16 protein-coding genes are annotated in these 21,967 nt (G+C 73.7%); 10 read left to right on the top strand and 6 right to left on the bottom strand.

Going from position 1 to position 21,967, the window contains the following annotated elements:
* The first annotated feature begins 111 nt into the window (after window positions 1–111).
* The 5 genes from ACSMXO_RS21245 (at window position 112) to ACSMXO_RS21225 (ending at window position 5,979) form a co-directional block, all read left to right on the top strand.
* A complete protein-coding gene (locus ACSMXO_RS21245; RefSeq protein ID WP_455419076.1) occupies window positions 112–840 on the top strand; it encodes an SDR family oxidoreductase in 729 nt (242 codons plus the stop codon).
* A 110-nt stretch (window positions 841–950) separates the two neighbouring features.
* Entirely contained in the window at window positions 951–1,400 is a 450-nt protein-coding gene (locus ACSMXO_RS21240) for a helix-turn-helix transcriptional regulator (RefSeq protein ID WP_455419075.1), read from the top strand.
* A 5-nt stretch (window positions 1,401–1,405) separates the two neighbouring features.
* The gene (locus tag ACSMXO_RS21235) at window positions 1,406–1,816 is read left to right on the top strand and encodes a VOC family protein (RefSeq protein WP_346260693.1); all 411 of its coding nucleotides are present in this window, start codon (window positions 1,406–1,408) and stop codon (window positions 1,814–1,816) included.
* A 181-nt stretch (window positions 1,817–1,997) separates the two neighbouring features.
* On the top strand, window positions 1,998–4,373 hold the full coding sequence (locus ACSMXO_RS21230) for an ATP-binding cassette domain-containing protein (RefSeq protein WP_455419074.1): 2,376 nt from the start codon (window positions 1,998–2,000) through the stop codon (window positions 4,371–4,373).
* Window positions 4,374–4,962: 589 nt separating this feature from the next.
* Window positions 4,963–5,979 (top strand): tyrosine-type recombinase/integrase, encoded by a 1,017-nt coding sequence (locus tag ACSMXO_RS21225; RefSeq protein ID WP_346260691.1) that lies wholly within the window; start codon window positions 4,963–4,965, stop codon window positions 5,977–5,979.
* Here ACSMXO_RS21225 and ACSMXO_RS21220 read toward each other — a convergent pair.
* Window positions 5,976–8,648 carry an Hsp70 family protein gene (locus tag ACSMXO_RS21220; protein WP_455419073.1) on the bottom strand — a complete coding sequence of 891 codons (2,673 nt, stop codon included), beginning with the start codon at window positions 8,646–8,648 and terminating at the stop codon, window positions 5,976–5,978. The two genes, ACSMXO_RS21225 and ACSMXO_RS21220, sit on opposite strands and share 4 nt — an antisense overlap.
* Before the next feature lie 252 nt (window positions 8,649–8,900).
* On the opposite strand from ACSMXO_RS21220, the gene ACSMXO_RS21215 reads away from it, so the two are divergent.
* Entirely contained in the window at window positions 8,901–10,067 is a 1,167-nt protein-coding gene (locus ACSMXO_RS21215; RefSeq protein ID WP_455419072.1) for a sensor histidine kinase, read from the top strand.
* On the top strand, window positions 10,064–10,726 hold the full coding sequence (locus ACSMXO_RS21210) for a response regulator transcription factor (RefSeq protein WP_346260688.1): 663 nt from the start codon (window positions 10,064–10,066) through the stop codon (window positions 10,724–10,726). The genes ACSMXO_RS21215 and ACSMXO_RS21210 overlap by 4 nt, the downstream gene beginning before the upstream one ends.
* Before the next feature lie 108 nt (window positions 10,727–10,834).
* On the opposite strand, the gene ACSMXO_RS21205 is transcribed toward ACSMXO_RS21210, so the two are convergent.
* The 3 genes from ACSMXO_RS21205 to def form a co-directional block, all read right to left on the bottom strand.
* Window positions 10,835–11,251 (bottom strand): DUF6223 family protein, encoded by a 417-nt coding sequence (locus ACSMXO_RS21205; protein WP_346260687.1) that lies wholly within the window; start codon window positions 11,249–11,251, stop codon window positions 10,835–10,837.
* Window positions 11,252–11,461: 210 nt separating this feature from the next.
* The gene (locus ACSMXO_RS21200; RefSeq protein WP_455419071.1) at window positions 11,462–12,241 is read right to left on the bottom strand and encodes an endonuclease/exonuclease/phosphatase family protein; all 780 of its coding nucleotides are present in this window, start codon (window positions 12,239–12,241) and stop codon (window positions 11,462–11,464) included.
* A gap of 130 nt (window positions 12,242–12,371) precedes the next feature.
* Complete coding sequence (gene def, locus ACSMXO_RS21195; protein ID WP_346260685.1) at window positions 12,372–12,875, bottom strand: peptide deformylase; 504 nt, start codon at window positions 12,873–12,875, stop codon at window positions 12,372–12,374.
* Between the two features lie 209 nt (window positions 12,876–13,084).
* Between def and ACSMXO_RS21190 the strand changes: the two genes are divergently transcribed.
* Complete coding sequence (locus ACSMXO_RS21190; RefSeq protein ID WP_455419070.1) at window positions 13,085–15,985, top strand: DEAD/DEAH box helicase; 2,901 nt, start codon at window positions 13,085–13,087, stop codon at window positions 15,983–15,985.
* 61 nt (window positions 15,986–16,046) lie between these two features.
* Complete coding sequence (locus ACSMXO_RS21185) at window positions 16,047–17,291, top strand: SWIM zinc finger family protein (protein ID WP_455419069.1); 1,245 nt, start codon at window positions 16,047–16,049, stop codon at window positions 17,289–17,291.
* A 180-nt stretch (window positions 17,292–17,471) separates the two neighbouring features.
* On the opposite strand, the gene ACSMXO_RS21180 is transcribed toward ACSMXO_RS21185, so the two are convergent.
* Window positions 17,472–18,686: a chorismate-binding protein gene (locus ACSMXO_RS21180; protein ID WP_455419068.1), complete on the bottom strand. Its 1,215-nt coding sequence runs from the start codon at window positions 18,684–18,686 to the stop codon at window positions 17,472–17,474.
* A 123-nt stretch (window positions 18,687–18,809) separates the two neighbouring features.
* On the opposite strand from ACSMXO_RS21180, the gene ACSMXO_RS21175 reads away from it, so the two are divergent.
* Window positions 18,810–19,010, top strand: a complete 201-nt coding sequence (locus ACSMXO_RS21175) for a DUF5999 family protein (RefSeq protein ID WP_346260681.1) — start codon at window positions 18,810–18,812, stop codon at window positions 19,008–19,010.
* 51 nt (window positions 19,011–19,061) lie between these two features.
* Here the strand turns inward: ACSMXO_RS21175 and gcvP are convergent, their stop codons facing one another.
* Window positions 19,062–21,929: an aminomethyl-transferring glycine dehydrogenase gene (gene gcvP / locus ACSMXO_RS21170; RefSeq protein WP_455419067.1), complete on the bottom strand. Its 2,868-nt coding sequence runs from the start codon at window positions 21,927–21,929 to the stop codon at window positions 19,062–19,064.
* Between the last annotated feature and the right edge of the window lie 38 nt (window positions 21,930–21,967).

The following is a 21,967-nucleotide window of genomic DNA, read 5'->3' as shown; positions in this document are numbered from 1 at the left end:
CGCCAGCTACCGGACCCGCGCGGCCAACCCGCGACAACCGCACCGCCACGCGCCGGCACACCCCGGCCCCGACCCGGCAGCCGGGGGAGGCGACAACCGAGGGAGAGGCCCATGACGCCGCTGACGGTGGTGACCGGCGGCAGCCGGGGAATCGGCGCCGCGACCGTACGACACCTCGCCACCGCCGGACACGACGTCGTCTTCTGCTACCGCCGCGACACCGAAGCCGCCGACGCCGTACTCCGCGACATCGCCACCGCCGGACGCCAGGGCCTGGCCGTCCGCGCCGACACCACCGACCCCGACCAGGTGCTACGACTCTTCGACGAGGCCGGGAAGCTCGGCGAACCCACCGGCCTGGTCAACAACGCCGGAGTGACCAGCCCGATCGGCCCGTTCCAGGACCTGACCGTCACCGACCTGCGCCGCGTCGTCGACGTCAACCTCATCGGCTACGTCCTCTGCGCCCAGCAGGCCGCCCGCCGGTTCGGCTCCGGCGGGGCGATCGTCAACGTCTCCTCGGCGGCGGCCACCCTCGGCAGCCCCGGCGAATACGTGCACTACGCCGCCGTCAAAGCCGCCACCGACACCCTCACCGTCGGACTGGCCAAGGAACTCGCCCCCCGAGACATCCGGGTCAACGCCGTCTCACCCGGCATCATCGACACCGAGATCCACACCATCTCCGGGGTACCCGACCGGGCCCGCCGGGCCGCCGGCCGGGTACCGCTCGGCCGCGCCGGCCGAGCCGACGAGGTCGCCGCCGCGATCGTCTGGCTGCTCGGCGACGCCGCCTCCTACACCACCGGCGCGGTACTCCGGGTCGCCGGCGGCATGTAGCCCCGTCCCGACTCCTCCAGGCGGCGCCGGAACGGCCGTATCGGCAAGACGTCCTGGTGGGACGCCAGCCGCGCTGGGCAATGTCGGCACCTTATGGCACGATTTCGCAGGTGAGCAGCACACCCGCCGAGGCACAGCACCTTCGCGACCTCGTACGGCTGCGTCGGGTCCGGGACCGGATCGACCGGGAGCACGCCCAGCCGCTGGACGTCGAGGCGCTCGCCCGCGGCGTGAACATGTCCGCCGGGCACCTCAGCCGCCAGTTCCGGCTCGCCTACGGCGAGTCGCCGTACGCCTATCTGATGACCCGGCGCATCGAGCGCGCCATGGCACTGCTGCGGCGCGGCGACCTCACCGTCACCGAGGTCTGTTTCGCGGTCGGCTGCCAGTCGCTGGGCACCTTCAGCACCCGGTTCACCGAACTGGTCGGTGTACCGCCGAGCACCTACCGGGCCCAGACGGCTCAAGCGACCGGGGAGATGCCACCGTGCATCGCGAAACAGGTGACCAGACCGATCAGGAATCGAGAAGCGCAGGTCGGGCAGCCGCATCTAGCGTGATGGCCATGGACATCAGCATTCACGCGGCCTTCCTCCCGCACACCGACCCGGACGCCGCGCTGGCCTTCTACCGCGACACCCTCGGCTTCGAGGTCCGCAACGACGTCGGATACCAGGGGATGCGCTGGATCACGGTCGGCCCCGTCAGGCAGCCCGAGACGTCCATCGTCCTGCACCCGCCGGCCGCCGACCCCGGCATCACCGACGACGAGCGGCGCACCGTCCTCGAAATGATCGCCAAGGGCACCTACACCGCCATCACCCTCGCCACCGACGACCTCGACGGGGTCTTCGACCGGCTCCAGGCCAGCGGCGCCGACGTCGTCCAGGAGCCGACCGAGCAGCCGTACGGGATCCGCGACTGCGCCTTCCGCGACCCCGCCGGCAACCTGATCCGGATCAACCAACTCCGCTGACCCGGACAGCGTCGGTCGGGCCGGTACCCCGGCGATGCCACCGACCGGGGCGGACCCGCGTACCGTTGTCGCGACCACGGAGCAGAGAAACCAGACAAACGACTCCAACCCGGTCGGAAAGCGTCAGGCGACGCCGCCGGAGACCGTGCGGCGGCCCGCCACGAAGGGAAGAAACGGAAGCATGGCCACCAGCACGGACACCCCACCGCCCGCGCCACACGTCGCCGACAGCCACGACCTGATCCGCGTGCACGGTGCCCGGGAGAACAACCTCAAGGACGTCAGCGTCGAGATCCCGAAGCGCCGGCTGACGGTCTTCACCGGCGTCTCCGGCTCCGGCAAGAGCTCACTGGTGTTCAGTACGATCGCCGCAGAGTCGCAGCGCATGATCAACGAGACGTACAGCGCCTTCGTGCAGGGCTTCATGCCCACACTGGCCCGGCCCGAGGTCGACGTACTCGACGGGCTGACCACCGCGATCATCGTCGACCAGGAGCGGATGGGCGGCGACCCCCGCTCCACCGTCGGCACCGCCACCGACGCCAACGCCATGCTGCGGATCCTCTTCAGCCGGCTGGGGGAGCCGCACATCGGCTCGCCCAGCGCCTTCTCCTTCAACGTCGCCTCGGTCCGCGCGAGCGGTGCGATCACGGTCGCCGGCAAGACCACGAAACAGACCTACACCCGCACCGGCGGCATGTGTCCACGCTGCGAAGGCCGGGGCAGGGTCTCCGACATCGACCTCACCCAGCTATACGACGACTCCAAGTCGATCGCCGAGGGCGCCTTCACCATCCCCGGCTGGAAGTCGGACAGCTGGTGGACCGTACGCACCTACGCCGAGTCGGGCTTCCTCGACCCGCACAAACCAATCCGCGAGTTCACCAAGCGGGAAATGCAGGACTTCCTCTACCGGGAGCCGACCAAGGTGAAGGTCGAAGGCGCCAACCTCACCTACGAGGGTCTGATCCCCAAAATCCAGAAGTCGTTCCTCTCCAAGGACCGGGAGGGGATGCAGCCGCACATCCGCGCGTTCGTGGACCGCGCCGTCACCTTCACCATCTGCCCCGATTGCAGCGGCACCCGGCTCAGCGAGGCCGCCCGGTCGTCACGGATCAAGGGGGTCAACATCGCCGAGGCGTGCGCGATGCAGATCAGCGACCTGGCCCAATGGGTCCGCGACCTCGACGAACCGTCGGTGGCGCCGCTGCTCGCCTCGCTACGGCAGACCCTCGACTCGTTCGTGGAGATCGGGCTCGGCTACCTCTCGCTCGACCGCCCGTCCGGCACCCTGTCCGGCGGCGAGGCGCAGCGCACCAAGATGATCCGCCACCTCGGCTCCTCGCTCACCGACGTCACCTACGTCTTCGACGAGCCCACCATCGGCCTGCACCCGCACGACATCCAGCGGATGAACAACCTGCTGCTACGGCTCCGCGACAAGGGCAACACCGTACTCGTGGTGGAACACAAGCCGGAGACCATCGCCATCGCCGACCACGTCGTCGATCTCGGCCCCGGCGCCGGTACGGCGGGCGGCACCGTCTGCTTCGAGGGCACGGTCGAGGGGCTACGGGCCAGCGGCACCATCACCGGCCGCCATCTCGACGACCGCGCCGCCCCCAAGGAGACGGTGCGCAAGCCCACCGGCCGGCTTCCGATCCGCGGCGCCACCGCCAACAACCTGCGCGACATCGACGTCGACATCCCGCTCGGAGTGCTGGTCGTCGTCACCGGCGTCGCCGGCTCCGGCAAGAGCACCCTCGTACACGGGTCGATCCCGGCCGGCGCGGGCGTGGTGTCGATCGACCAGGGCGCGATCCGCGGCTCGCGACGGAGCAACCCGGCGACGTACACCGGACTGCTCGACCCGATCCGCAAGGCGTTCGCGAAGGCCAACGGGGTGAAGCCGGCGCTGTTCAGCGCCAACTCCGAAGGCGCCTGCCCCAACTGCAACGGTGCCGGCGTCATCTACACCGACCTGGCCATGATGGCCGGCGTCGCCACCACCTGCGAGGAGTGCGAAGGAAAGCGGTTCGAGGCATCGGTACTCGAATACCACCTCGGCGGCCGCGACATCAGCGAGGTACTCGCGATGTCGGTGACCGAGGCCGAGGAGTTCTTCGGCACCGGCGAGGCACGTACCCCGGCCGCGCACGCCATCCTGCACCGGCTCGCCGACGTCGGGCTCGGCTACCTCAGCCTCGGCCAGCCGCTCACCACGCTCTCCGGCGGGGAGCGGCAGCGGCTCAAGCTGGCCACCCACATGGCCGACAAGGGCGGCGTCTACGTCCTCGACGAGCCGACCGCCGGCCTCCACCTCGCCGACGTCGAGCAACTGCTCGGCCTGCTCGACCGGCTCGTCGACGCCGGCAAGTCGGTCATCGTCGTCGAGCACCACCAGGCGGTCATGGCACACGCCGACTGGATCATCGACCTCGGTCCCGGAGCCGGCCACGACGGCGGCCGGATCGTCTTCGAGGGCACACCCGCCGATCTCGTCGCCGCTCGCTCCACCCTCACCGGCCAGCACCTCGCGGCCTACGTCGGCCGCTGACCGAGAGCCCTCTGCGGACACCGCGAGCGGAGCGGGGACACGCTCACGAGCGGCGCAATCTCTGGAATGGGGCCGGCGTCGACGACTACGGCGACGCCGGCCCGGAGGACTCCCGCACCGGCCGTCGACGCGTGACGCGCGATCCGCAGGGCCACTTCTCCCGGCCCGGCGTCAGGTCGATAATGTACATTATGTCAACTAGCGATCTCCCGGACCCCTCCACGGGGGCGGCAGGGCCGGGAAATCGGTGGCACGCGAGGCCGCCCGGCGACGACTCGTCATCCCGGTACGCGACCCGATCACGAACCCGGCCAGCCGAGCTCGATCTGACCCCGAGGTTGACCGGGTTGCGGCTGGTCGGGCGCTGGCGCGAGTGCCGACGTACTCCCGTCGCCAGCGAGAGCCGCGGCCACGTCTCGGCGCCGTCTGGGCGGAGACCGCAGCAGGACCCACTGCCCCCTCGTCCCCCTCCTCTCCCAGCTCTGCGCGCCGACCAGCTCTGCGCGCCGAGTCGAGCGGCTCGGGAACGACGCGTCTTCCCAAGATCGCCAACTGGCCGGATTGTCGGAAATCATGCATAATATTCGTTATGCAGGACAAAGAGGACTTTCTGCTACTCCCCCTCGTCGAGCAGTTCCTGATCTCCCGCGCCACCCGCAAGCCCTCCCCGCACACGCTGGCGGCGTACCGCCGGGACCTGCTGGCAATCGCCCGGTTGGTCGCCGACGACCCCACCACTCCCCTCCCCCTGGCGGCCTTGCCGATCCGTGCCCTGACCGCGCGGTCGCTGCGAGCGGCCTTCGCCCGGTTCGCCGCTCCCCGGGCCGCCGCCTCGATCTACCGGGCCTGGTCCACCTGGAACGGCTTCTTCGACTTCCTGGTCGCCGAGCAGGTGGTGACCGGCAATCCGATGCCCGCCGTGGACAAGCCCCGAGTGCCCCCCGCCCCGCCGAAGCCGCTGCGCGGCGAGCGTACGCCGGAGCAGTTGCTGGCCGGGGTCGTCCGGCCGGACCAGCGGCAGCGTGATCCGTGGCCGGAGCGGGACCTCGCGGTGCTGGCCCTGGCGCTCTGTGCGGGGCTGCGCCTGGCCGAGTTGCTGGCGCTGCGGGCGGGTTCGCTGGTCGGCCGGGACGGCGAGCGTCGGGTCGAGGTGACCGGCAAGGGCAGCCGGTCCCGGTTGATTCCGGTGGAGCCGGAGCTCGACCGGGTGATCGTGGACTATCTGGAGAGTCGACGCCGCCGGTTCGGCTCCCGTACGGTCGGGCCGGACTCGGCGCTGCTGGTCGACCGGCAGGGCGCGCCGCTGCGCCGGGGTGGCCTGCAGTATCTGGTGGAGTCCTGTTACCGGCGGGCGGGGATCACCGACCGGGTGCCGCCGGGAGCGCGGCTGCACGCGCTGCGGCACACCTTCGCGACCCGGTTGGCCGAGGACGGGGCGAGCGCGCCGGAGATCATGCGGCTGCTGGGGCACGCGAGCCTGGCGACGAGTCAGAGTTACATCGAGGTGACCGCCGAGCAGGAGCGGGCGGCGGTGCGGGCGAACCGGACCAACCGTTCGCTGGGCACGCTGTTGTCGCAGTGGTCGGGCGTGGGCGGTTCCGGTTAGCGGGGTGCGGCGGTGGGCAGGCCGGAGACCTTGAGGACGAGGGTCCGGCGGTCGGCGGTGACGACTCCGACCAGGTGCTCGTCGATCGCCACCCGTTCGGGTCTCTTGTCGCCGACGGCGAACCGGTTGGTGCCCTGCCCGACGGTGGTGTCCTCGACCTGCAGGTGCCAGCGCGGTGGTGAGCCGCCGACGGTGCCGAGCAGCAGTCGGCCGTCGGCGGTGGCCTCGAGGCTGGCGGACTCGGGAAATTCTCGTTTCTGTGCGGCGCCGCTGGTGCCGTTGACGAGTCGGGGGTCGCTGATCGTGTCGAAGGCGTCGCGTCCAATGACCAGCATGTCGCCGTGGGCGTACCAGTTCTGGTCGGAGTGCTCGACGGTGGCGCTCCAGCGCTGTTCGCCGGCGCTGGTGTCGAGGGCGGTGACCCGGTGGTCGGTGCCATTGGTGATGGCGACGCAGACGAGCTTCGGCGCGCAGGCTTTGATCCGTTCGACGCGGTCGCCGGCGGCGAGCGGCACCTTCCATTTGAGCTTGAGATTGGGTACGGCGTAGGCGGCGAGGTCGTGGTCGTCGCCGGTGGTCTTGCCGATCACGGCGTTGTCGTGGGCGGTCCAGAGGTCGGGTTCGAGTGGTAGTTTGCCGCTTCCCCGGACTCTTCCGGTCTTGGCGTCGAGTACGTAGCCGCGGTCGTTGGCGGAGTCGAGTTCGACGATGGTGGTGCTGCCGCCGGGTGCGTCGTTGAGGATGCCGGCGACGGCGGGCAGGGCGCCGGGCGCGGGTGTGCCGGGTGTGGTCCACTGCCGTACCGGTTCGGCCCGGTGTTCGTCGGAGGTGAGCAGGTCGGGTTCGCCGGCCTTGCTCCACACCTGTCGGCCGGTGCGCAGGTTGATGCGGCTGATCGCGACGTCGTCGGAGCCGCCGAGGGTCTCGACGACGGCGTCGGTGCCGTAGTAGGCGACGTCGACGCGGTCGGGCCAGACACGTTGCCAGAGCACTTTGCCGTCTTTGCCGGAGAGTACCGCGCGGACGTTCTCGCCGCCGTTGGTGACGGAGTCCTCGCCGTCGACGATGATCAGGTCTTCGACGGCGGTGAGTCGCAGATCGGTGGGTTCGATCGGCAGGGTCGTCGTCCACCGGGGTGGGCCGTCGGAGGCTGTCAGGGCCACGACTTCGGTGCTGCGGTTGCCGGCGACGGCGGAGATCACCTCGGTGCCGCGTACGGTGACGGCGGCGGCACCCCGGCGGGTGCCGGTGTATGCGTTGACCTGGTCGAGGGTTCCGGCGGGTGTGGAGCCGGTGCCGAGGCCGGTGATCTGGTTGGTCAGCCATTCGCCGCCGACGACGACGGTGCTGACGCAGCCGGCGACGGCGAGGAACGCGGTGGTGGTGACCAGGAGGCGGCGGATCCGTCGGCGGCGCGGGTCGGCCGGGGGTACGGGCCGGGGGGTGGCCGGTCGGGGTGGCTGTCGGAGTCGCTCCGAGGCCGGCACGGGTGGCGCCGTGGGTGGCGGTGGCGGAACGGGTCGCGGTGGGACGGCGGCGCCGGCCGGCGGGCTGCTGGTCGGGTATGCGGGCGGGGTGGCCGGCTGTCGTGGTTCGGGTCCGGTGTGGTGGACGGCCCCGTACGCGACGGGGAGTTCGGGTTGTTCGGGGACGGTGGGGGCGATGCCGAGCCGGGCGTGCAGGCGACTGGCGACCAGGGGCAGCCGGCTGGATCCGCCGACGAGCAGCAGGCTGTTGAGGTGTCGGGCTTCGATGCCGGCCCGGTCGAGGGTGCGGCGGGTCTCGTCGACGGCGCGGGCGACGAGTGGTCCGGCGATCCGGTCGAGTTCGTCGCGGGTGAGGTGCAGCGGGTCGTCGCGGCCGGGCACCTGGACGGGGGCGCTGGCGGTGCGGGAGAGCATCTCCTTGGCGGCGCGGACCTCGGTCCAGAATGCCTGCCGGTCGCGGCGTTCGGCGGGGGTTTCGGGGTGACGTAGGCGTCGCCACTGTTCGGGGTCGCGGAGTTCGACGAGCTGGCCGAGGTGGGCGACGAGGGCGTCGTCGATGTCGAGGCCGCCGAGGTCGTCGAGGCCGCCGGTGGCGAGGACGCGCAGGCCGGTGGGGTCGCGGCGGACGACGGCGACGTCGAGGGTGCCGCCGCCGAAGTCGAAGATGCCGATGCTGCCGCCGACGGGGATCTGCTGGTGCAGGATCTGGGCGCAGTAGGTGGCGGCGGCGACGGGTTCGTCGAGGAGTCGGACGGCGCCGAGGCCGGCGTCGGCGGCGGCGGCGCGCAGCAGGGTGCGGCGGGGTTGGCCCCAGTCCGCGGGACAGGTGAGGACGGTGGCGCCGGTGGGGTCGACTCCGGCGGTACGGGCTTCGTCGGCGACCCGGCGCAGGGTGGCGGTGAGGAGTCGTTCGACGGGTACCTCGTCGGTGCCGAGCAGCAGGGTGCCGTCGTCGATCCGGCGTTTCGGGTGTGGTTCGTAGCGTTGTGGGTCGCTGCCGCCGAGCCGGACGGCGTCGCGTCCGGTGTGCACGGTGCCGTCGGGGGTGAGGTGGCCGGCGGAGGCGAGTAGCGGGGTGCCGTCGAAGATGAGGGCCCGGGCCGGTTGGTGGTGGTCGCGGCGGGCCACGGCGACGGTGTGGGTGGTGCCGAGGTCTATGGCGAGCCGGACCGGCTGGTCCACCGATGTCACCTCCGGGTGCGGCGGGCGCGGCGGGGTGGGCACGCCGCGTGCGGATGCTACTTCCCGCCGTGCTACTGGCGGGGCGGGGGTGTCGCCGGTCCGGGGGTGTGGGAGATCTTCGGCCGGCTCGGTATGTCCGGGTCCGACGGCGTCGGGGCGTGCGGCCGGCCCGGCGTGCGGGTGGGGGTGTCGCCGGCTGGCCGGCGGGGCGGGCCTTCTGGGGCCTGGTCGCGGGGGGTTAGGCTTCGGCGCATGCCGAGGTGGCGATGGCACGGCCGGGCGGCGGACGCGGCCCTGCTGCTGGTGGTCGCCCTGGTCGGTGTCGTCGGTCTGGTGGTGCAGTCGGCCGGCGTCGACACCGCCGTCGACTGGGTGGCGCTGCTGGCGGTGCTGGCCTCTTCCGGTGCGTTGTACGTCCGCCGCCGCTATCCGGTGCCGGTGGCCGTGGTGGCGCTGTTCGCGGTCGGTGCGTACGGGGAGTTGTTGCAGCGGCCCGGTCCGATCATGGTGGTGTTCGTCGTGGCGCTCTACACCGTCGTCGACGAGGGGCATCTGGCGGTTGCGATCGGGCTCGGTCTCGCCTCGGTGGTCGCTTTCGCCATGGCGGACAGTTACCACCGGTCGGCCGGCGGTGGGAACGGGGCGACGCTGCTGCACGCCGGTTGGCTGGTCGCGGTCATCGTCGGGGTGACCCGTAACCGCCGGGCCTATGTCGCGGAGGCGCGGGCCCGGGTGCTCGCCGCGGAGCAGGGCAAGGAGGAGGAGGCCCGGCGTCGGGCCACCGAGGAGCGGTTGCGTATCGCCCGGGAGTTGCACGACGTGCTCGGCCACCACCTTTCGCTGATCAACGTGCAGGCAAGTGCGGCGCTGCACCGTCCGGATCCCGCCCGGTCCACCGAGGCGCTCACCGCGATCAAGCAGACGAGCAAGGAGATGCTGGGTGAGTTGCGTACGGCGCTGGGCATTCTGCGGCAGGAGGGCGGGGTGCCGTCCGTGCCCGGTCTGGACCGTCTCGGCGATCTGGTGCTGACGGCCGGGCAGTCCGGGTTGGCGGTCCGTACGGAGTTGGCCGCGGTCCGGCCGCTGCCGCCGGAGGTCGACCTGGCGGCGTACCGGATCGTGCAGGAGGCGCTCACCAACGTGACCCGGCACGCGGGCGCGACCGCCGCGGTGGTCCGGGTGCGGTCCGACCGCGACGGGGTGCTGGTGGAGGTCGAGGACGACGGCACCGGTGGGCCGGGGGTGCCCGGTAACGGGATCCTGGGCATGGGTGAGCGGGCTCGGGCGCTGGGCGGGTCGCTGACCACCGGCCCTGGGCCGGGCGGCGGCTTCCGGGTGTGCGCCCGCCTGCCGTTGCGGCCCGGTCCGGTGCCGGCGGGGCCGCCCGGGCTGGGTTCGGGTCCGGGGGCTGCGGCGTGATCCGGTTGCTGCTCGCCGACGACCAGACTCTGGTACGCGCCGGTTTCCGGTCCATCTTGGACGGTGAGGACGGTGTCGAGGTGGTCGGCGAGGCCGCCGACGGTGCCGAGGCGGTGCGGCTCGCCCGGCAGTTGCGGCCGGATGTCGCCCTGATGGATATCCGGATGCCCGGGCTGGACGGGCTGGCGGCGACTCGGGAGATCGTCGCGGGTTCCGATGTCCGGGTGATCATCCTGACCACGTTCGACCTGGACGATTACGTCTACGGCGCGTTGCGGGCCGGTGCGAGCGGTTTTCTGGTGAAGGACACCGAGCCGGCGGAGTTGATCCACGGGGTGCGGGTGGTGGCTCGGGGTGACGCGCTGATCGCACCGTCGATCACCCGCCGGTTGATCTCCGAGTTCGCCGCCCGGGTCAGGCATCCGGATCCGGGGCCGCGGCTGCGTGCGCTGACCGAGCGGGAGCGGGAGGTGATGGTGCTGGTCGCCGCCGGCTTGTCCAATGACGAGATCGCGGCGCGGCTGGTACTGAGCCCGGCGACCGCGAAGACGCACGTCAGTCGGATCATGACCAAGACCCAGGTCCGGGACCGGGCGCAGTTGGTGATCCTCGCGTACGAGTCCGGGCTGAGCATCCCTGGCTGGCTCGCCCGCTCCTGACCGCAGCCCCCGGGGTACGCCGCCGCCTGGACCGAGCGGGCACGGGTGAATGGGGGCCGGTGCACGGTACTGACCCGGCACGGCGGCCGGGTCAGTGGGTCTCGCAGGTCAGCCGGTGCGGCGGGAGCGGGTCAGCGCCAGCCCGCCGAGGGCGGTGCCGACCAGTCCGAGCGCCACGGCGACGATGGCCCCGCCGAGCCCGTTGCCGGTGCCGATGCTCCCGTCGGAGGTGGCCGCCACGACCCCGCCGATGGCCACGCCGACCAGTCCGAGCGCCACGGCGACGATGGCCCCGCGGCGCCCGGCGCCGGTGCGTCCGGCGGCGCGGGCCCGGGCCAGCCCGCCGACGACGACGCCGGCCAGCCCCAGCAGTCCGGCCACGATGGACCCGATCCGTCCGGAACTCATGGTGTAGACGGTGGCGGCGGCGGGCTGGCCGGCGACGTGCGCGGCCGCCGGTGCGGCGAGCCAGAGCCCTCCGAGCAGGGCGGCGGTGGCGGCGGCAAGCAGGTGACGGACGGACATCGGGGATTCCTTCCCTCGCACGACGGGTACCTGCCGGCAGCGTATGTACCGGCGTGGTCACGGGTCGTCATGCCGGGGTTGCCGGTGGGCGTACCACCCGGGTCGTACGTGCTCTCGGCGTCGTGCCGCCGGGGCGGTATCCACTGGCTTCCGTGCTGGTCCGGCTCGGGTCGGGAGATGGGTCGACCGGATGGCCGGCCCGGTTGGGGGTCAGGCGAGGTCGACGACGAGCGGTCGGTGGTCGGAGATGGTGGTGATCGGGGCGTCGACGGCGGTGACCGCGGGCAGCGGGTGCCCGCCGCGCGGGTCGGCGAGGATGTGGTCGAGCTGGACCCGGGGTTGCTTGGCCGGGTAGGTGGGGCGGCGGGCCAGGGAGCGCCAGCCGGAGGCGAGGGTGGCGAGTCCGGCGGGCAGGTTGAGGTCGCCGAGCAGGATCCGGGGCGGGGGCAGGGTACGCAGGGCGCGGACGGCCTGGCGCAGTTGTCGGATGTTCCAGGCGGGTACGAAGGACAGGTGGGTGGCGCCGACGGTGATCGGCCCGTACGGGGTGTCGAGGATGGCGGTGAGGACGACTCGGGGTTCGTCGCGGAGCAGGATGACGCGGCCGCGTGGGCCGGGGTCGATCACCGGGGAGCGTACGGGTATCGGGGCGAGGCGGGTGACCTGCCAGGAGCGGACCGGGTAGCGGCTGATCAGCCCGATGCCGTAGAGGGGTTCGCCGTGGCCGTCGTCGTCGTGGGTCAGTGGCCGGAGCCGTTCGCCGGGGGTGCCGACGATGGCGGCGGCGAACCGGTGTTCGGGGGCGTTCATCGCGCTCGCGGCGATGGCGGTGAGGTCGAGGTGGTTGCTGCGGGACTGGTCGCGGTCGACCTCTTGCAGGGCCAGGATGTCGGCGTCGAGGGTGGCGACCGCGGCGGCGAGCCGGGTCTCGTCGACGAGGCCGTCGTGTGGGGATCGGCCATGCAGCACGTTGAAGGTTGCCAGGCGCACCTGCACACCTTACGGCGGGATGTGCGACAGTTTCGGCGTGATCTTCAAAGCGCTGTGTTGTTCCGCGCTGGTGTTCGTGGGGCTGGGCGCGGCCGGTATCTGGTTGCGGCGGCGGCGGGGCCGCTGACGGTCACCGGTCGGGGGTGGCGAACCGTCCGGCGCGGATTTCCCGGAGGGCGCGGCGTCGGGTGTCGCCGCGCAGGGTGTCGACGTAGAGGCGGCCGGCGAGGTGGTCGGTCTCGTGCTGGAGGGCGCGGGCGAGGAAGCCGCTGCCGGTGATGGTGACGGGTTCGCCGTACTGGTCGAAGCCGTGTGCGGTGGCGTGCATGGCGCGCGGGGTCGGGAAGTAGAGGCCGGGGACGGAGAGGCAGCCCTCGTCGTCGTCCTGCGCTTCGGTGGAGAGTTCGAGGGTGGGGTTGACCAGGTGGCCGCGGTGCCCGTCGGCGTCGTAGACGAAGACCTGGGCGCTGATGCCGATCTGCGGTGCGGCGACTCCGGCTCGGCCGGGTGCGCCGAGGAGGGTGTCCATCAGGTCGGTGACCAGGTCGCGTAGTTCGGCGTCGAAGCTGGTGACCGGTTCGGACGGGGTGCGGAGCACGGGGTCCCCGATGATCCGGATGGGCCGCATCGTCATGACCGGAACCTTATCGGTTCGTTACCCGCCCGGGCGCCCCGGCACGCTCGGCGGCGGCGTGGCCGGCTGGTCCGGGTTGCGGGCGGACGCGGTCCGACGGGTTTCCCGTACGTCATACGGTATAATGGCCGGGCCGGTGAGCGGGAGGCGCCCCGCCGGGCGGGAATTCCGGGTCGGGGCGGCTGGCGGACAAGGGGGCAGGACCGGAGATGCGGCCGAACGCGACGTCGGAAGCCGGGAGCGCGTCCGGCACCCAGCGGTCCCGGGACGAGCGTCTCGCCGGCCCGGACGACCGGTGGCCGGCGGGCTGTGCGGTGGTGTTCGAGCCGGCCGATCCGCCTCGCGCCGGTGTACTGGCGTTCTGGCGGCCGGACGGCGGTCCGCTGCCGGACGACGGCCCGGGCCGGGGCGGTGAGCTGACGGTCGCCGTGCCGGACGGGGCCGGAGTGCGGGCCCGGATGGTGCCGGCGCGCCGGCTGCCGGTCGGCGACGCGCTGCCGCTGCTGCTGGCCGACCCGGCGCCGGCCGATCCGGCGCTGGCGTACTGGGCGGCGGCGACAGTGCTGGCCCTGCACCTGGTGGCCCGGCGCCGGATTCTGCCGACGGTGTCACCGGCCGGTTTCGACGCCTGGACGGTCGCGGCGCTGGACGCGGCCGACGCGGGCCGGATCCGGGAACTCGCGGCGGCGATGCCGGCCCGGGCCCGGGCGAATCCGGCCCCGGCTGGCGAGGCGACACCGGACGAAACGACACCGGACGGTCCGGTCCTGCCGGACGCGGCCGGCCTGCTACGCGGGTTCCTCGACGCGGTCGCCGACACCCTGCCCCGGTCCCCCGCCGCCCGGCACGCTGCCGGCACCGACGCGTTCGCCGCGACGGCGCCGCAGCCGGTACCCCAGCTGCGCGGCTGGGCGGAGGAGGTCCGCGCCGGTCTCGACTCCGGAGTACGCGTCTCGGTGCGGCTGGAGCCGGTCGGCGGCGACTTCACCCGGCCCGGGCTACGGGCGGTGGTGCAGGTGCACAGCCTCGTCGACCCGGCGCTGGTGGTCGACGCCGCCGCGCTGTGGCAGGGCGAGGTCGCCGGGTTCGGGCCCCGGGCCCGGCTCGACACCACGCTGGCGATCCGCCGCGCCGCCGGAGTCTGGCCACCGCTGCGGCACCTGCTCGACACCGCCGTCCCGGACGAGCTCCTGCTCACCGACGAGGAGGTCACCGAACTGGTCGCCGATGCCGCCGGCCGGCTCGGCGCGGTCGGGGTGGCGGTGCACTGGCCCCGGGAACTGGCCGCCGGGCTGACCTCCCGGGCGGTGCTCGGCGCCGCCGACGAGCCGCCGTCGGACCTGGCCGCCTTCTTCGGCGGCGACGGGCTGCTGCACGTCGACTGGCAACTCGCCTTCGGCGGGCGGCCGCTGACCGCCGACGAGCTGGACCTGCTCGCCGAGGCGCACCGGCCGGTGGTCCGGCTGCGTGACCAGTGGGTACTCGTCGACCCGGAGCTGGCCGCCCGGGCCCGCAAGCCGGCGCTGCCGCCGGTCGGCGCGATCGAGGCGCTCGGTGCCGCGCTGACCGGGACGGTCGAGGTCGACGGGCGGCCGGTGGAGGTCGACGCCACCGGCTGGCTGGCCGGGCTGCGGCGCCGGATCGCCGACCCGGAGCCGGCCGCCGGGGCCGCCCCGGAGCGGGTCGGGGTGCCGGCCGGGCTGACCGCCACGCTCCGGGACTACCAGTTACGCGGGCTGCGCTGGCTGGCCCGGATGACGGAGCTGGGGCTGGGCGGCTGCCTCGCCGACGACATGGGGCTCGGCAAGACCGTCACGCTGATCGCGCTGCACCTGCACCGGCAGGCGGACCCGGCGGCCGCCGGCCCGACCCTGGTGGTCTGCCCCGCCTCGCTGCTGGGCAACTGGGAACGCGAGATCGCCCGATTCGCCCCCGGCACCCCGGTACGCCGTTTCCACGGCGGCCGGCGCAGCCTGGACGCGCTGACCGGCGGGTTCCTGCTCACCACGTACGGGACGATGCGGTCCGACGTCGACCGGCTCGCCGCCGTGCGGTGGGGCCTGGTCGTCGCCGACGAGGCGCAGCACGTGAAGAACCGCGCCTCGGGTACCGCCCGGGCGCTGCGCCGGATCCCGGCCGCCGCCCGGGTCGCCCTCACCGGTACCCCGGTGGAGAACAACCTGACCGAGCTGTGGGCGATCCTGGACTGGACCACCCCCGGACTGCTCGGCCCGCTGCCCCGGTTCCGGGCCAGGTGGGCGGCGCCGATCGAGTCCGGTCGGGATCCGGCGGCGGCGGGACGGCTGGCCCGGCTGATCGCGCCGTTCCTGCTGCGGCGCCGCAAGTCGGATCCGGGGATCGCGCCGGAGCTGCCGCCGAAGACCGAGACCGACCATCCGGTGGGGCTGACCGGCGAGCAGGCCGGCCTCTACGAGGCGGTGGTCCGCGAGACGTTGGCGCGGATCCGGGACAGCACCGGGATGGCGCGCCGGGGCCTGGTGCTGGAGCTGCTGACCTCGTTGAAGCAGATCTGCAACCATCCGGCGCACTACCTGCGGGAGGGGCGGCCCCGGCTGGCCGGCCGCTCCGGCAAGCTGGAACTGCTCGACGAGCTGGTCGACACGATCCTCGCCGAACACGGCGCGGTGCTGGTCTTCACGCAGTACGTCGCGATGGCCCGGCTGATCGAGCGGCACCTCGCCGACCGGGGCGTACCGGCCCAACTGCTGCACGGCGGCACCCCGGTGGCCCGCCGCGACGAGCAGGTACGCCGGTTCCAGGCCGGTGAGGTGCCGGTCTTCCTGCTGTCGCTGCGGGCGGCCGGGACGGGGCTGAACCTGACCCGGGCCGACCACGTGGTGCACTACGACCGGTGGTGGAACCCGGCCGTCGAGGAGCAGGCCACCGACCGGGCGTACCGGATCGGGCAGACCCGGCCGGTGCAGGTACACCGGCTGGTCACCGAGGGAACGGTCGAGGACCGGATCGCCGCCCTGCTCGCCGTCAAGCGGGACCTCGCCGACGCGGTGCTCGCCGGTGGCGAGGCGGCGTTGACCGAACTGTCCGACGCCGACCTGGCGTCCCTGGTCGAACTGCGCGGGCCGGCATGACCGGGATCGTCGACCGGGCGCGGTACGCCGGCTCCGAGCCGGCTGGGGAAGGTGGGGGCCGATGAGTGGCGACGACCGGGTCCGGGGCTTTCCGGCGTTCCCGCCGGGGCGGCGTGCCCGGAGCAGCCGCTCCTGGTGGGGGGACGCCTGGGTCCGCGCCCTGGAGGAGACCTCGCTGGACCAGACCCTGCTGCGCCGGGGGCGGCGCGCGGCGTCGGCCGGGCAGGTCGGCTCGATCACCGTCAGCCCGGGCCGGATCGCGGCCGAGGTGTACGACGGGGTGCGGGACCTGCCGTACCGGACCCGGGTCTTCGTGGAGCCGCTGACCGACGCGCAGTGGTCCCGGCTCCTGGACCAGGTGGCGGCGAAGGCCGGGCACATCGCCGCGCTGCTGGACGGGGAGATGCCGCGTGACCTGGCATCGGCGGCCGACGACGCCGGGATCGCCCTGCTGCCCGGGCTCGGCGACCTGCAGCCGGAGTGCGACTGCCCGGAGTGGGCCGCGGCGGCGTGCCGGCACGCCGCCGCGCTCTGCTACCAGGTGGCCTGGCTGCTCGACGCCGACCCGTTGCTGCTGCTGCTGATCCGGGGCCGGGGCACCCGGGAGGTTCTCGCCGAGCTGCGCCGCCGGGCCCGCCGGCCGGCGGCGGCCGCGCCGTCGGCCGCGCCGGCCGGCGGGCCCGGCGCCGGGGTGCCGGCCGCGCGGGCGTACGCCCGGCCGGATCCGCCGCTGCCCGCCCCGCCGCCACCGCCGGAGCCCGGGGTGTCCGGGCCGGCGCTGCCGGACGCGCCGGGGATCGCGGCGGAGGTGCTGCGCGGGCTGGTCGACAACGCCGCCGTCCGGGCCGCTGTGCTGCTGCGCGCCGCCCCGGACGGCGACGGCCCGCCGCCGGCGCTGCCGGAGCGGGTGGACGCGGTCCGGCTCGCCGTCGGGGCCGGCGGTCCGGTGCTGGCCCGGTTACGGCAGGCCGGCGGCCGTACCGCCCGGGAGTTCAGCCGGGCGGTACGGGCCTGGGAGTACGGCGGCCACACCGGCCTGTCGGTGCTGGACGAGCCGTGGACCCCGCCGCCGGTACGGCTGGCCCGGGCCCGGACCGAGCTGACCGCCGGCTGGGCCGGCGACGACCCGCCGGAGCCGCAGGTGTGGCGCAACCGGTGGACGTTTCCCCGGCACCGGGCCCAGTTGCGGTACGGCCGCGACGACCGCTGGTACCCGTACCGGGAGCGGGCCGACGGCGACTGGTGGCCGGCCGGAGTACCCCGCGACGACCCGGCCGACGCGCTGGCCGACCTGCTCGGCGACTGACCGAGCCGCCGGTCGCCCGGAATCGGGCCGGCGACGCCGCCGGACGGGGACGCCGCCGGCTCCGGCGAGGCGGGACGGGGACGCCACCGGAGCCGACGACCTCGGACGGCGGCGGTCGGCGGAGCCGACTCGGGACGGGGGCCTCTCCGGTTCCGTCGTGGGCGGCCGTGCCGGGGGTGGTCAGCGGGGCCGGTGCGGGCCGGCCAGGATGGCCCGGACCGGGCCGGACTTCGCGGCCGCCTCGGCAACCTCGGCCGCCGGGTCGCTGCCCCAGGTGATGCCGCCGCCCGCCCAGACGTGCACCCGGTCGGCGTCGATCGCGACGGTCCGGATGGTCAGCCCCAGGTCGATCCGGTCCGGGCCGATCCAGCCCAGCCCGCCCATGCTGGCACCCCGGCCGACCGGTTCGAGGGCGGCGATCTGGGCCAGCGCGGCGAGCTTGGGGGCGCCGGTGACCGACCCGCCGGGGCAGACCGCCCGGAGCAGGTCGGCCAGGCCCCGCCCGTCGGCCAGGGTGGCCGAGACGGTCGACTCGGCCTGCCACAGGTCGGACCAGCGGCGGATGGCGTAGAGCTGGTCGACCCGGACGGTGCCGGTGCGGGCGATCCGGGCCAGGTCGTTGCGCTCCAGGTCGACGATCATCACATGCTCGGCGCGTTCCTTGGCGGATTCCAGCAGCTCCCGCCGGCCGGCGCCGGTCGCCGGCCGGGTGCCCTTGATCGGCCGGGTGTAGACCGTGCCGTCGGTCACCTCGACCAGGGTTTCCGGGGAGGCGCAGCCGATCGCCCAGCCGGCGCCGGTGAGCACGCCGCCGTACCGGGCGCCGGGTAGCCGGGCCAGCCGGTGCAGCGCCGGCAGCGGGTCTCCGGTGTACCGGGCGCAGCCGTGTCCGACGACGTTGACCTGGTAGATGTCGCCGGCCGCGATGGCCTCCCGGGCCTGCCGTACCGCGTCGGCGTGCCGCTGCGGCGTCCAGCTCTCGGCCCACGGGCCGAGCTGCCAGTCGTCGGGCCGGTGCCGCCGGGGCGGACCGGCGGCCGGGGCGGCGCCGTGCCGGTAGACCACCGCGACCAGGTCGGGGACGGCGGGTGCCGGGCTGGCCGGGCCGGTCGCCGCGCCGACCATCCGGGCTCCGGCGGCGGCGGAGACGAAGACGGCGGCGCCGCAGACCGTGCCGGCCGGGCCGTCCGGCGGGTGGACGCCGGGGCGGGTCAGGTCGCGGACCGGGAGGCCGTGTCCGGCGAGGAACTCCTCCAGCAGCGTGGCGGGGTCGTCCGGGCCGTCGGCCCGGCATTGAAGCCGGTCGTGCTCGACGAGCCGGGGTACGCAGCCCGCCGGCGCTCCCGGCGGTGCGAATGGGAGCGCTTCCACGACGTACGGGTGGATCTGCCTCATCCGAAAAGTGGATTTCCTCGGTCAGAGACGGATACCCGCTCGTCATCACTCGGTGTGAGGGGGTACCGTCCGTCACTGGTCATGTGAACCATGCCACAGCGCCCCCATAGTCCGGAGAACCCGATGTGCCAGCACCAACCGACCTGCCCCTCCGCTGAAGCAACCGACCGGGAAGCGGCCCGCGTCCTCGCCTGCTTCCGTGAGCAGGGGTGGAGCCTGCTCTGCAATGGCGTCATCCTCTTCGAGGACACCGGCGAGCTGCTGCCCGACGGCAGCACCATAGCGCCGCACCGCGGTCCGGCCCGGCACGCCCTGGTCGGCTGATTCATCACTTACAGTGATCGGCCGGCGCCGGTGCCGGCCGATCATCCGTTGTCAGTTCTCGAACGCCTCCGGCGGCGGGCAGGCGCAGACCAGGTTGCGGTCTCCGTAGGCGCCGTCGATCCGGCGTACCGGCGGCCAGTACTTCGCCCGCCGGTCGATCCCGCCCGGATAGCCGGCCACCGACCGCGGGTACGGGTGCGGCCACTCGTCGCCGGTCACCATCGCCGCGGTGTGCGGCGCGTTGGCCAGCGGGTTGTCCCCCTTCGGCCAGTCCCCCGCCCCGACCTTGTCGATCTCCGCCCGGATCGCGATCATCGCGTCGCAGAACCGGTCGAGTTCGGCGAGGTCCTCACTCTCGGTCGGCTCCACCATCAGGGTGCCGGCGACCGGGAACGACATCGTCGGGGCGTGGAAGCCGTAGTCGATCAGCCGCTTCGCCACGTCGTCCACGCTGACCCCGGTCGCCTTGGTCAGCGGCCGCAGGTCGAGGATGCACTCGTGCGCGACCAGGCCCTTGTTGCCGGCGTAGAGCACCGGGTAGTGGCCGCGCAGCCGGGCCGCGACGTAGTTGGCGGCCAGTACCGCCACCCCGGTCGCCCGGCGCAGCCCGTCCGGCCCCATCAGCCGCAGGTACGCCCACGGGATCGGCAGGATCCCGGCCGAGCCGTACCGGGCCGCCGAGACCGCCGGCCGGGCCGCCCCGGCGGAGCCGAGCGGGTCGCCGGGCAGGTACCCCGCCAGGTGTGCCCGGACCGCCACCGGGCCGACCCCGGGGCCGCCGCCACCGTGCGGGATGCAGAACGTCTTGTGCAGGTTCAGGTGTGACACGTCGGCGCCGAACCGGCCCGGCTTGGCGTACCCGAGCAGCGCGTTGAGGTTGGCGCCGTCGACGTACACCTGGCCGCCGGCGTCGTGCACCTTGGCGCAGAGCGCGGCGATGCCGCCCTCGTACACCCCGTGGGTGGACGGGTAGGTGACCATGATCGCGGCGAGGGTGTCCCGGTGCGCCTCGATCTTGCGGTCCAGGTCGGCCAGGTCGACGTCGCCGTCGGGGTCGCAGCCGACCACCACCACCCGCATCCCGGCCATCACCGCGCTGGCCGCGTTGGTGCCGTGCGCCGAGGACGGGATCAGGCAGACGTCCCGGTGCCCCTCGCCCCGGTCGCGGTGGTAGGCGCGGATCGCCAGCAGGCCGGCGAGTTCGCCCTGCGAGCCGGCGTTCGGCTGCACGCTGACCGCGTCGTAGCCGGTCACCTCGGCGAGCCAGCCCTCCAGGGCGGCGACCAGGTCGCGGTAGCCGGCGGTCTGGTCGTCCGGGGCGAACGGGTGCACGTCGGCGAACTCCGGCCAGCTCACCGGCTCCATCTCGGTGGTGGCGTTCAGCTTCATGGTGCAGGAGCCGAGCGGGATCATGCCCCGGTCGAGCGCGTAGTCGAGGTCGGCGAGCCGGCGCAGGTAGCGCAGCATCGCCGTCTCGGAGTGGTGCGACCGGAAGACGGGGTGGGTCAGGTAGTCGCTGGTCCGGGCGAGGCCGGCCGGCACCGCGGGCCACGGCTGCCCGGCGGGCGGGGCCACGCGCTGCCCGGCGACGGCGCCGAAGGTGTCCCACACGGTCGCCAGGTGCGCCTCGGTGGTGGTCTCGTCGCAGGCGATCCCGACCCGGTCGGCGTCGACCAGCCGCAGGTTGACCCCGCGCCGCGCGGCCTCGGCGACCACCTCGGCGGCCCGGCCCGGGAACCGGGCCAGCACGGTGTCGAAGAACGCCTCGTGCACCACCTCGACGGCGTCGAGGGTGCGCAGCCCGGCGGCCAGGGTGGCGGCCCGCCGGTGGGTCCGTTCGGCGATCGCCCGCAGCCCGGCCGGGCCGTGGTAGACGGCGTACATGCTGGCCATCACGGCGAGCAGCACCTGGGCGGTGCAGATGTTGCTGGTCGCCTTCTCCCGGCGGATGTGCTGTTCCCGGGTCTGCAGCGCCAGCCGGTAGGCGGGGTCGCCGGCCGCGTCCCGGGAGACCCCGACCAGCCGGCCGGGCAGCATCCGCTCTAGGCCGGCGCGGACCGCCAGGTAGCCGGCGTGCGGGCCGCCGAAGCCCATCGGTACGCCGAACCGCTGGGTGGTGCCGGCGGCGATGTCGGCGCCGATCTCGCCGGGTGGGCGGAGCAGGGTCAGCGCGAGCAGGTCGGCGGCGACCGTCACCAGTGCCCCGGCGGCGTGCGCGGCCTCGACCAGCCCGGTGTGGTCGCGGACCGCGCCGGAGGCGCCCGGGTACTGCAGGTGCAGGCCGAAGAACTCCGCCGGCAGCGGCTCGGCGCAAAGGTCGAGCACGCGTACCTCGATGCCGAGCGGCTCGGCCCGGGTGGCCAGTACGGCGAGGGTCTGCGGCAGGGTGTCGGCGTCGACGACGTACACGTTGCTGGAGTTCTTGCCGGCGCGGCGGGCCAGGGTCATCGCCTCGGCCGCGGCGGTGCCCTCGTCGAGCATGGAGGCGTTCGCGGTGGCCAGCCCGGTCAGGTCGGTGACCATGGTCTGGAAGTTCAGCAGCGCCTCCAGCCGGCCCTGGCTGATCTCCGGCTGGTACGGCGTGTAGGCGGTGTACCAGGCCGGGTTCTCCAGCACGTTGCGGCGGATCACCGCCGGGGTGTGGGTGCCGGAGTAGCCGAGGCCGATCATGGAGACGGCGACGGTGTTCCGGGCGGCCAGCGCGCGCAGTTCGGCGGCCACCTCCTCCTCGGTGGCGGCCGGCGGCAGGTCGAGGTTGCCGGTCCAGCGGATCACCTCGGGGACCGCGGCGTCCATCAGGTCGTCGATCGAGTGGTAGCCGACGGTCTCCAGCATCCGGCGTTCGGCGTCGGCGTCGGGGCCGATGTGCCGGTCGGCGAACTGCCCGCCGTCGCGGGTGGGGTACTGCGCTGTGGTCATGGGGGACACTCCCGGGCGAGGTCGACGCTGCAACCTCC

Source organism: Plantactinospora sp. DSM 117369 (genome assembly GCF_053764795.1).
Note: the sequence above shows the minus strand (reverse complement) of the source record. Positions and strands in the feature narration are given on the sequence as shown.

What these genes read in the sequence shown, in the direction of transcription:
- ACSMXO_RS21235 (WP_346260693.1), top strand. Translation starts at nt 1,406, where the DNA reads ATGGACATCAGCATTCACGCGGCCTTCCTCCCGCACACCGACCCGGAC.
- ACSMXO_RS21190 (WP_455419070.1), top strand. Translation starts at nt 13,085, where the DNA reads ATGCGGCCGAACGCGACGTCGGAAGCCGGGAGCGCGTCCGGCACCCAG.
- ACSMXO_RS21185 (WP_455419069.1), top strand. Translation starts at nt 16,047, where the DNA reads ATGAGTGGCGACGACCGGGTCCGGGGCTTTCCGGCGTTCCCGCCGGGG.
- ACSMXO_RS21225 (WP_346260691.1), top strand. Translation starts at nt 4,963, where the DNA reads ATGCAGGACAAAGAGGACTTTCTGCTACTCCCCCTCGTCGAGCAGTTC.
- ACSMXO_RS21245 (WP_455419076.1), top strand. Translation starts at nt 112, where the DNA reads ATGACGCCGCTGACGGTGGTGACCGGCGGCAGCCGGGGAATCGGCGCC.
- def (WP_346260685.1), bottom strand. Translation starts at nt 12,875, where the DNA reads ATGACGATGCGGCCCATCCGGATCATCGGGGACCCCGTGCTCCGCACC.
- ACSMXO_RS21215 (WP_455419072.1), top strand. Translation starts at nt 8,901, where the DNA reads ATGCCGAGGTGGCGATGGCACGGCCGGGCGGCGGACGCGGCCCTGCTG.
- ACSMXO_RS21230 (WP_455419074.1), top strand. Translation starts at nt 1,998, where the DNA reads ATGGCCACCAGCACGGACACCCCACCGCCCGCGCCACACGTCGCCGAC.
- ACSMXO_RS21180 (WP_455419068.1), bottom strand. Translation starts at nt 18,686, where the DNA reads ATGAGGCAGATCCACCCGTACGTCGTGGAAGCGCTCCCATTCGCACCG.
- ACSMXO_RS21205 (WP_346260687.1), bottom strand. Translation starts at nt 11,251, where the DNA reads ATGTCCGTCCGTCACCTGCTTGCCGCCGCCACCGCCGCCCTGCTCGGA.
- ACSMXO_RS21175 (WP_346260681.1), top strand. Translation starts at nt 18,810, where the DNA reads ATGTGCCAGCACCAACCGACCTGCCCCTCCGCTGAAGCAACCGACCGG.
- gcvP (WP_455419067.1), bottom strand. Translation starts at nt 21,929, where the DNA reads ATGACCACAGCGCAGTACCCCACCCGCGACGGCGGGCAGTTCGCCGAC.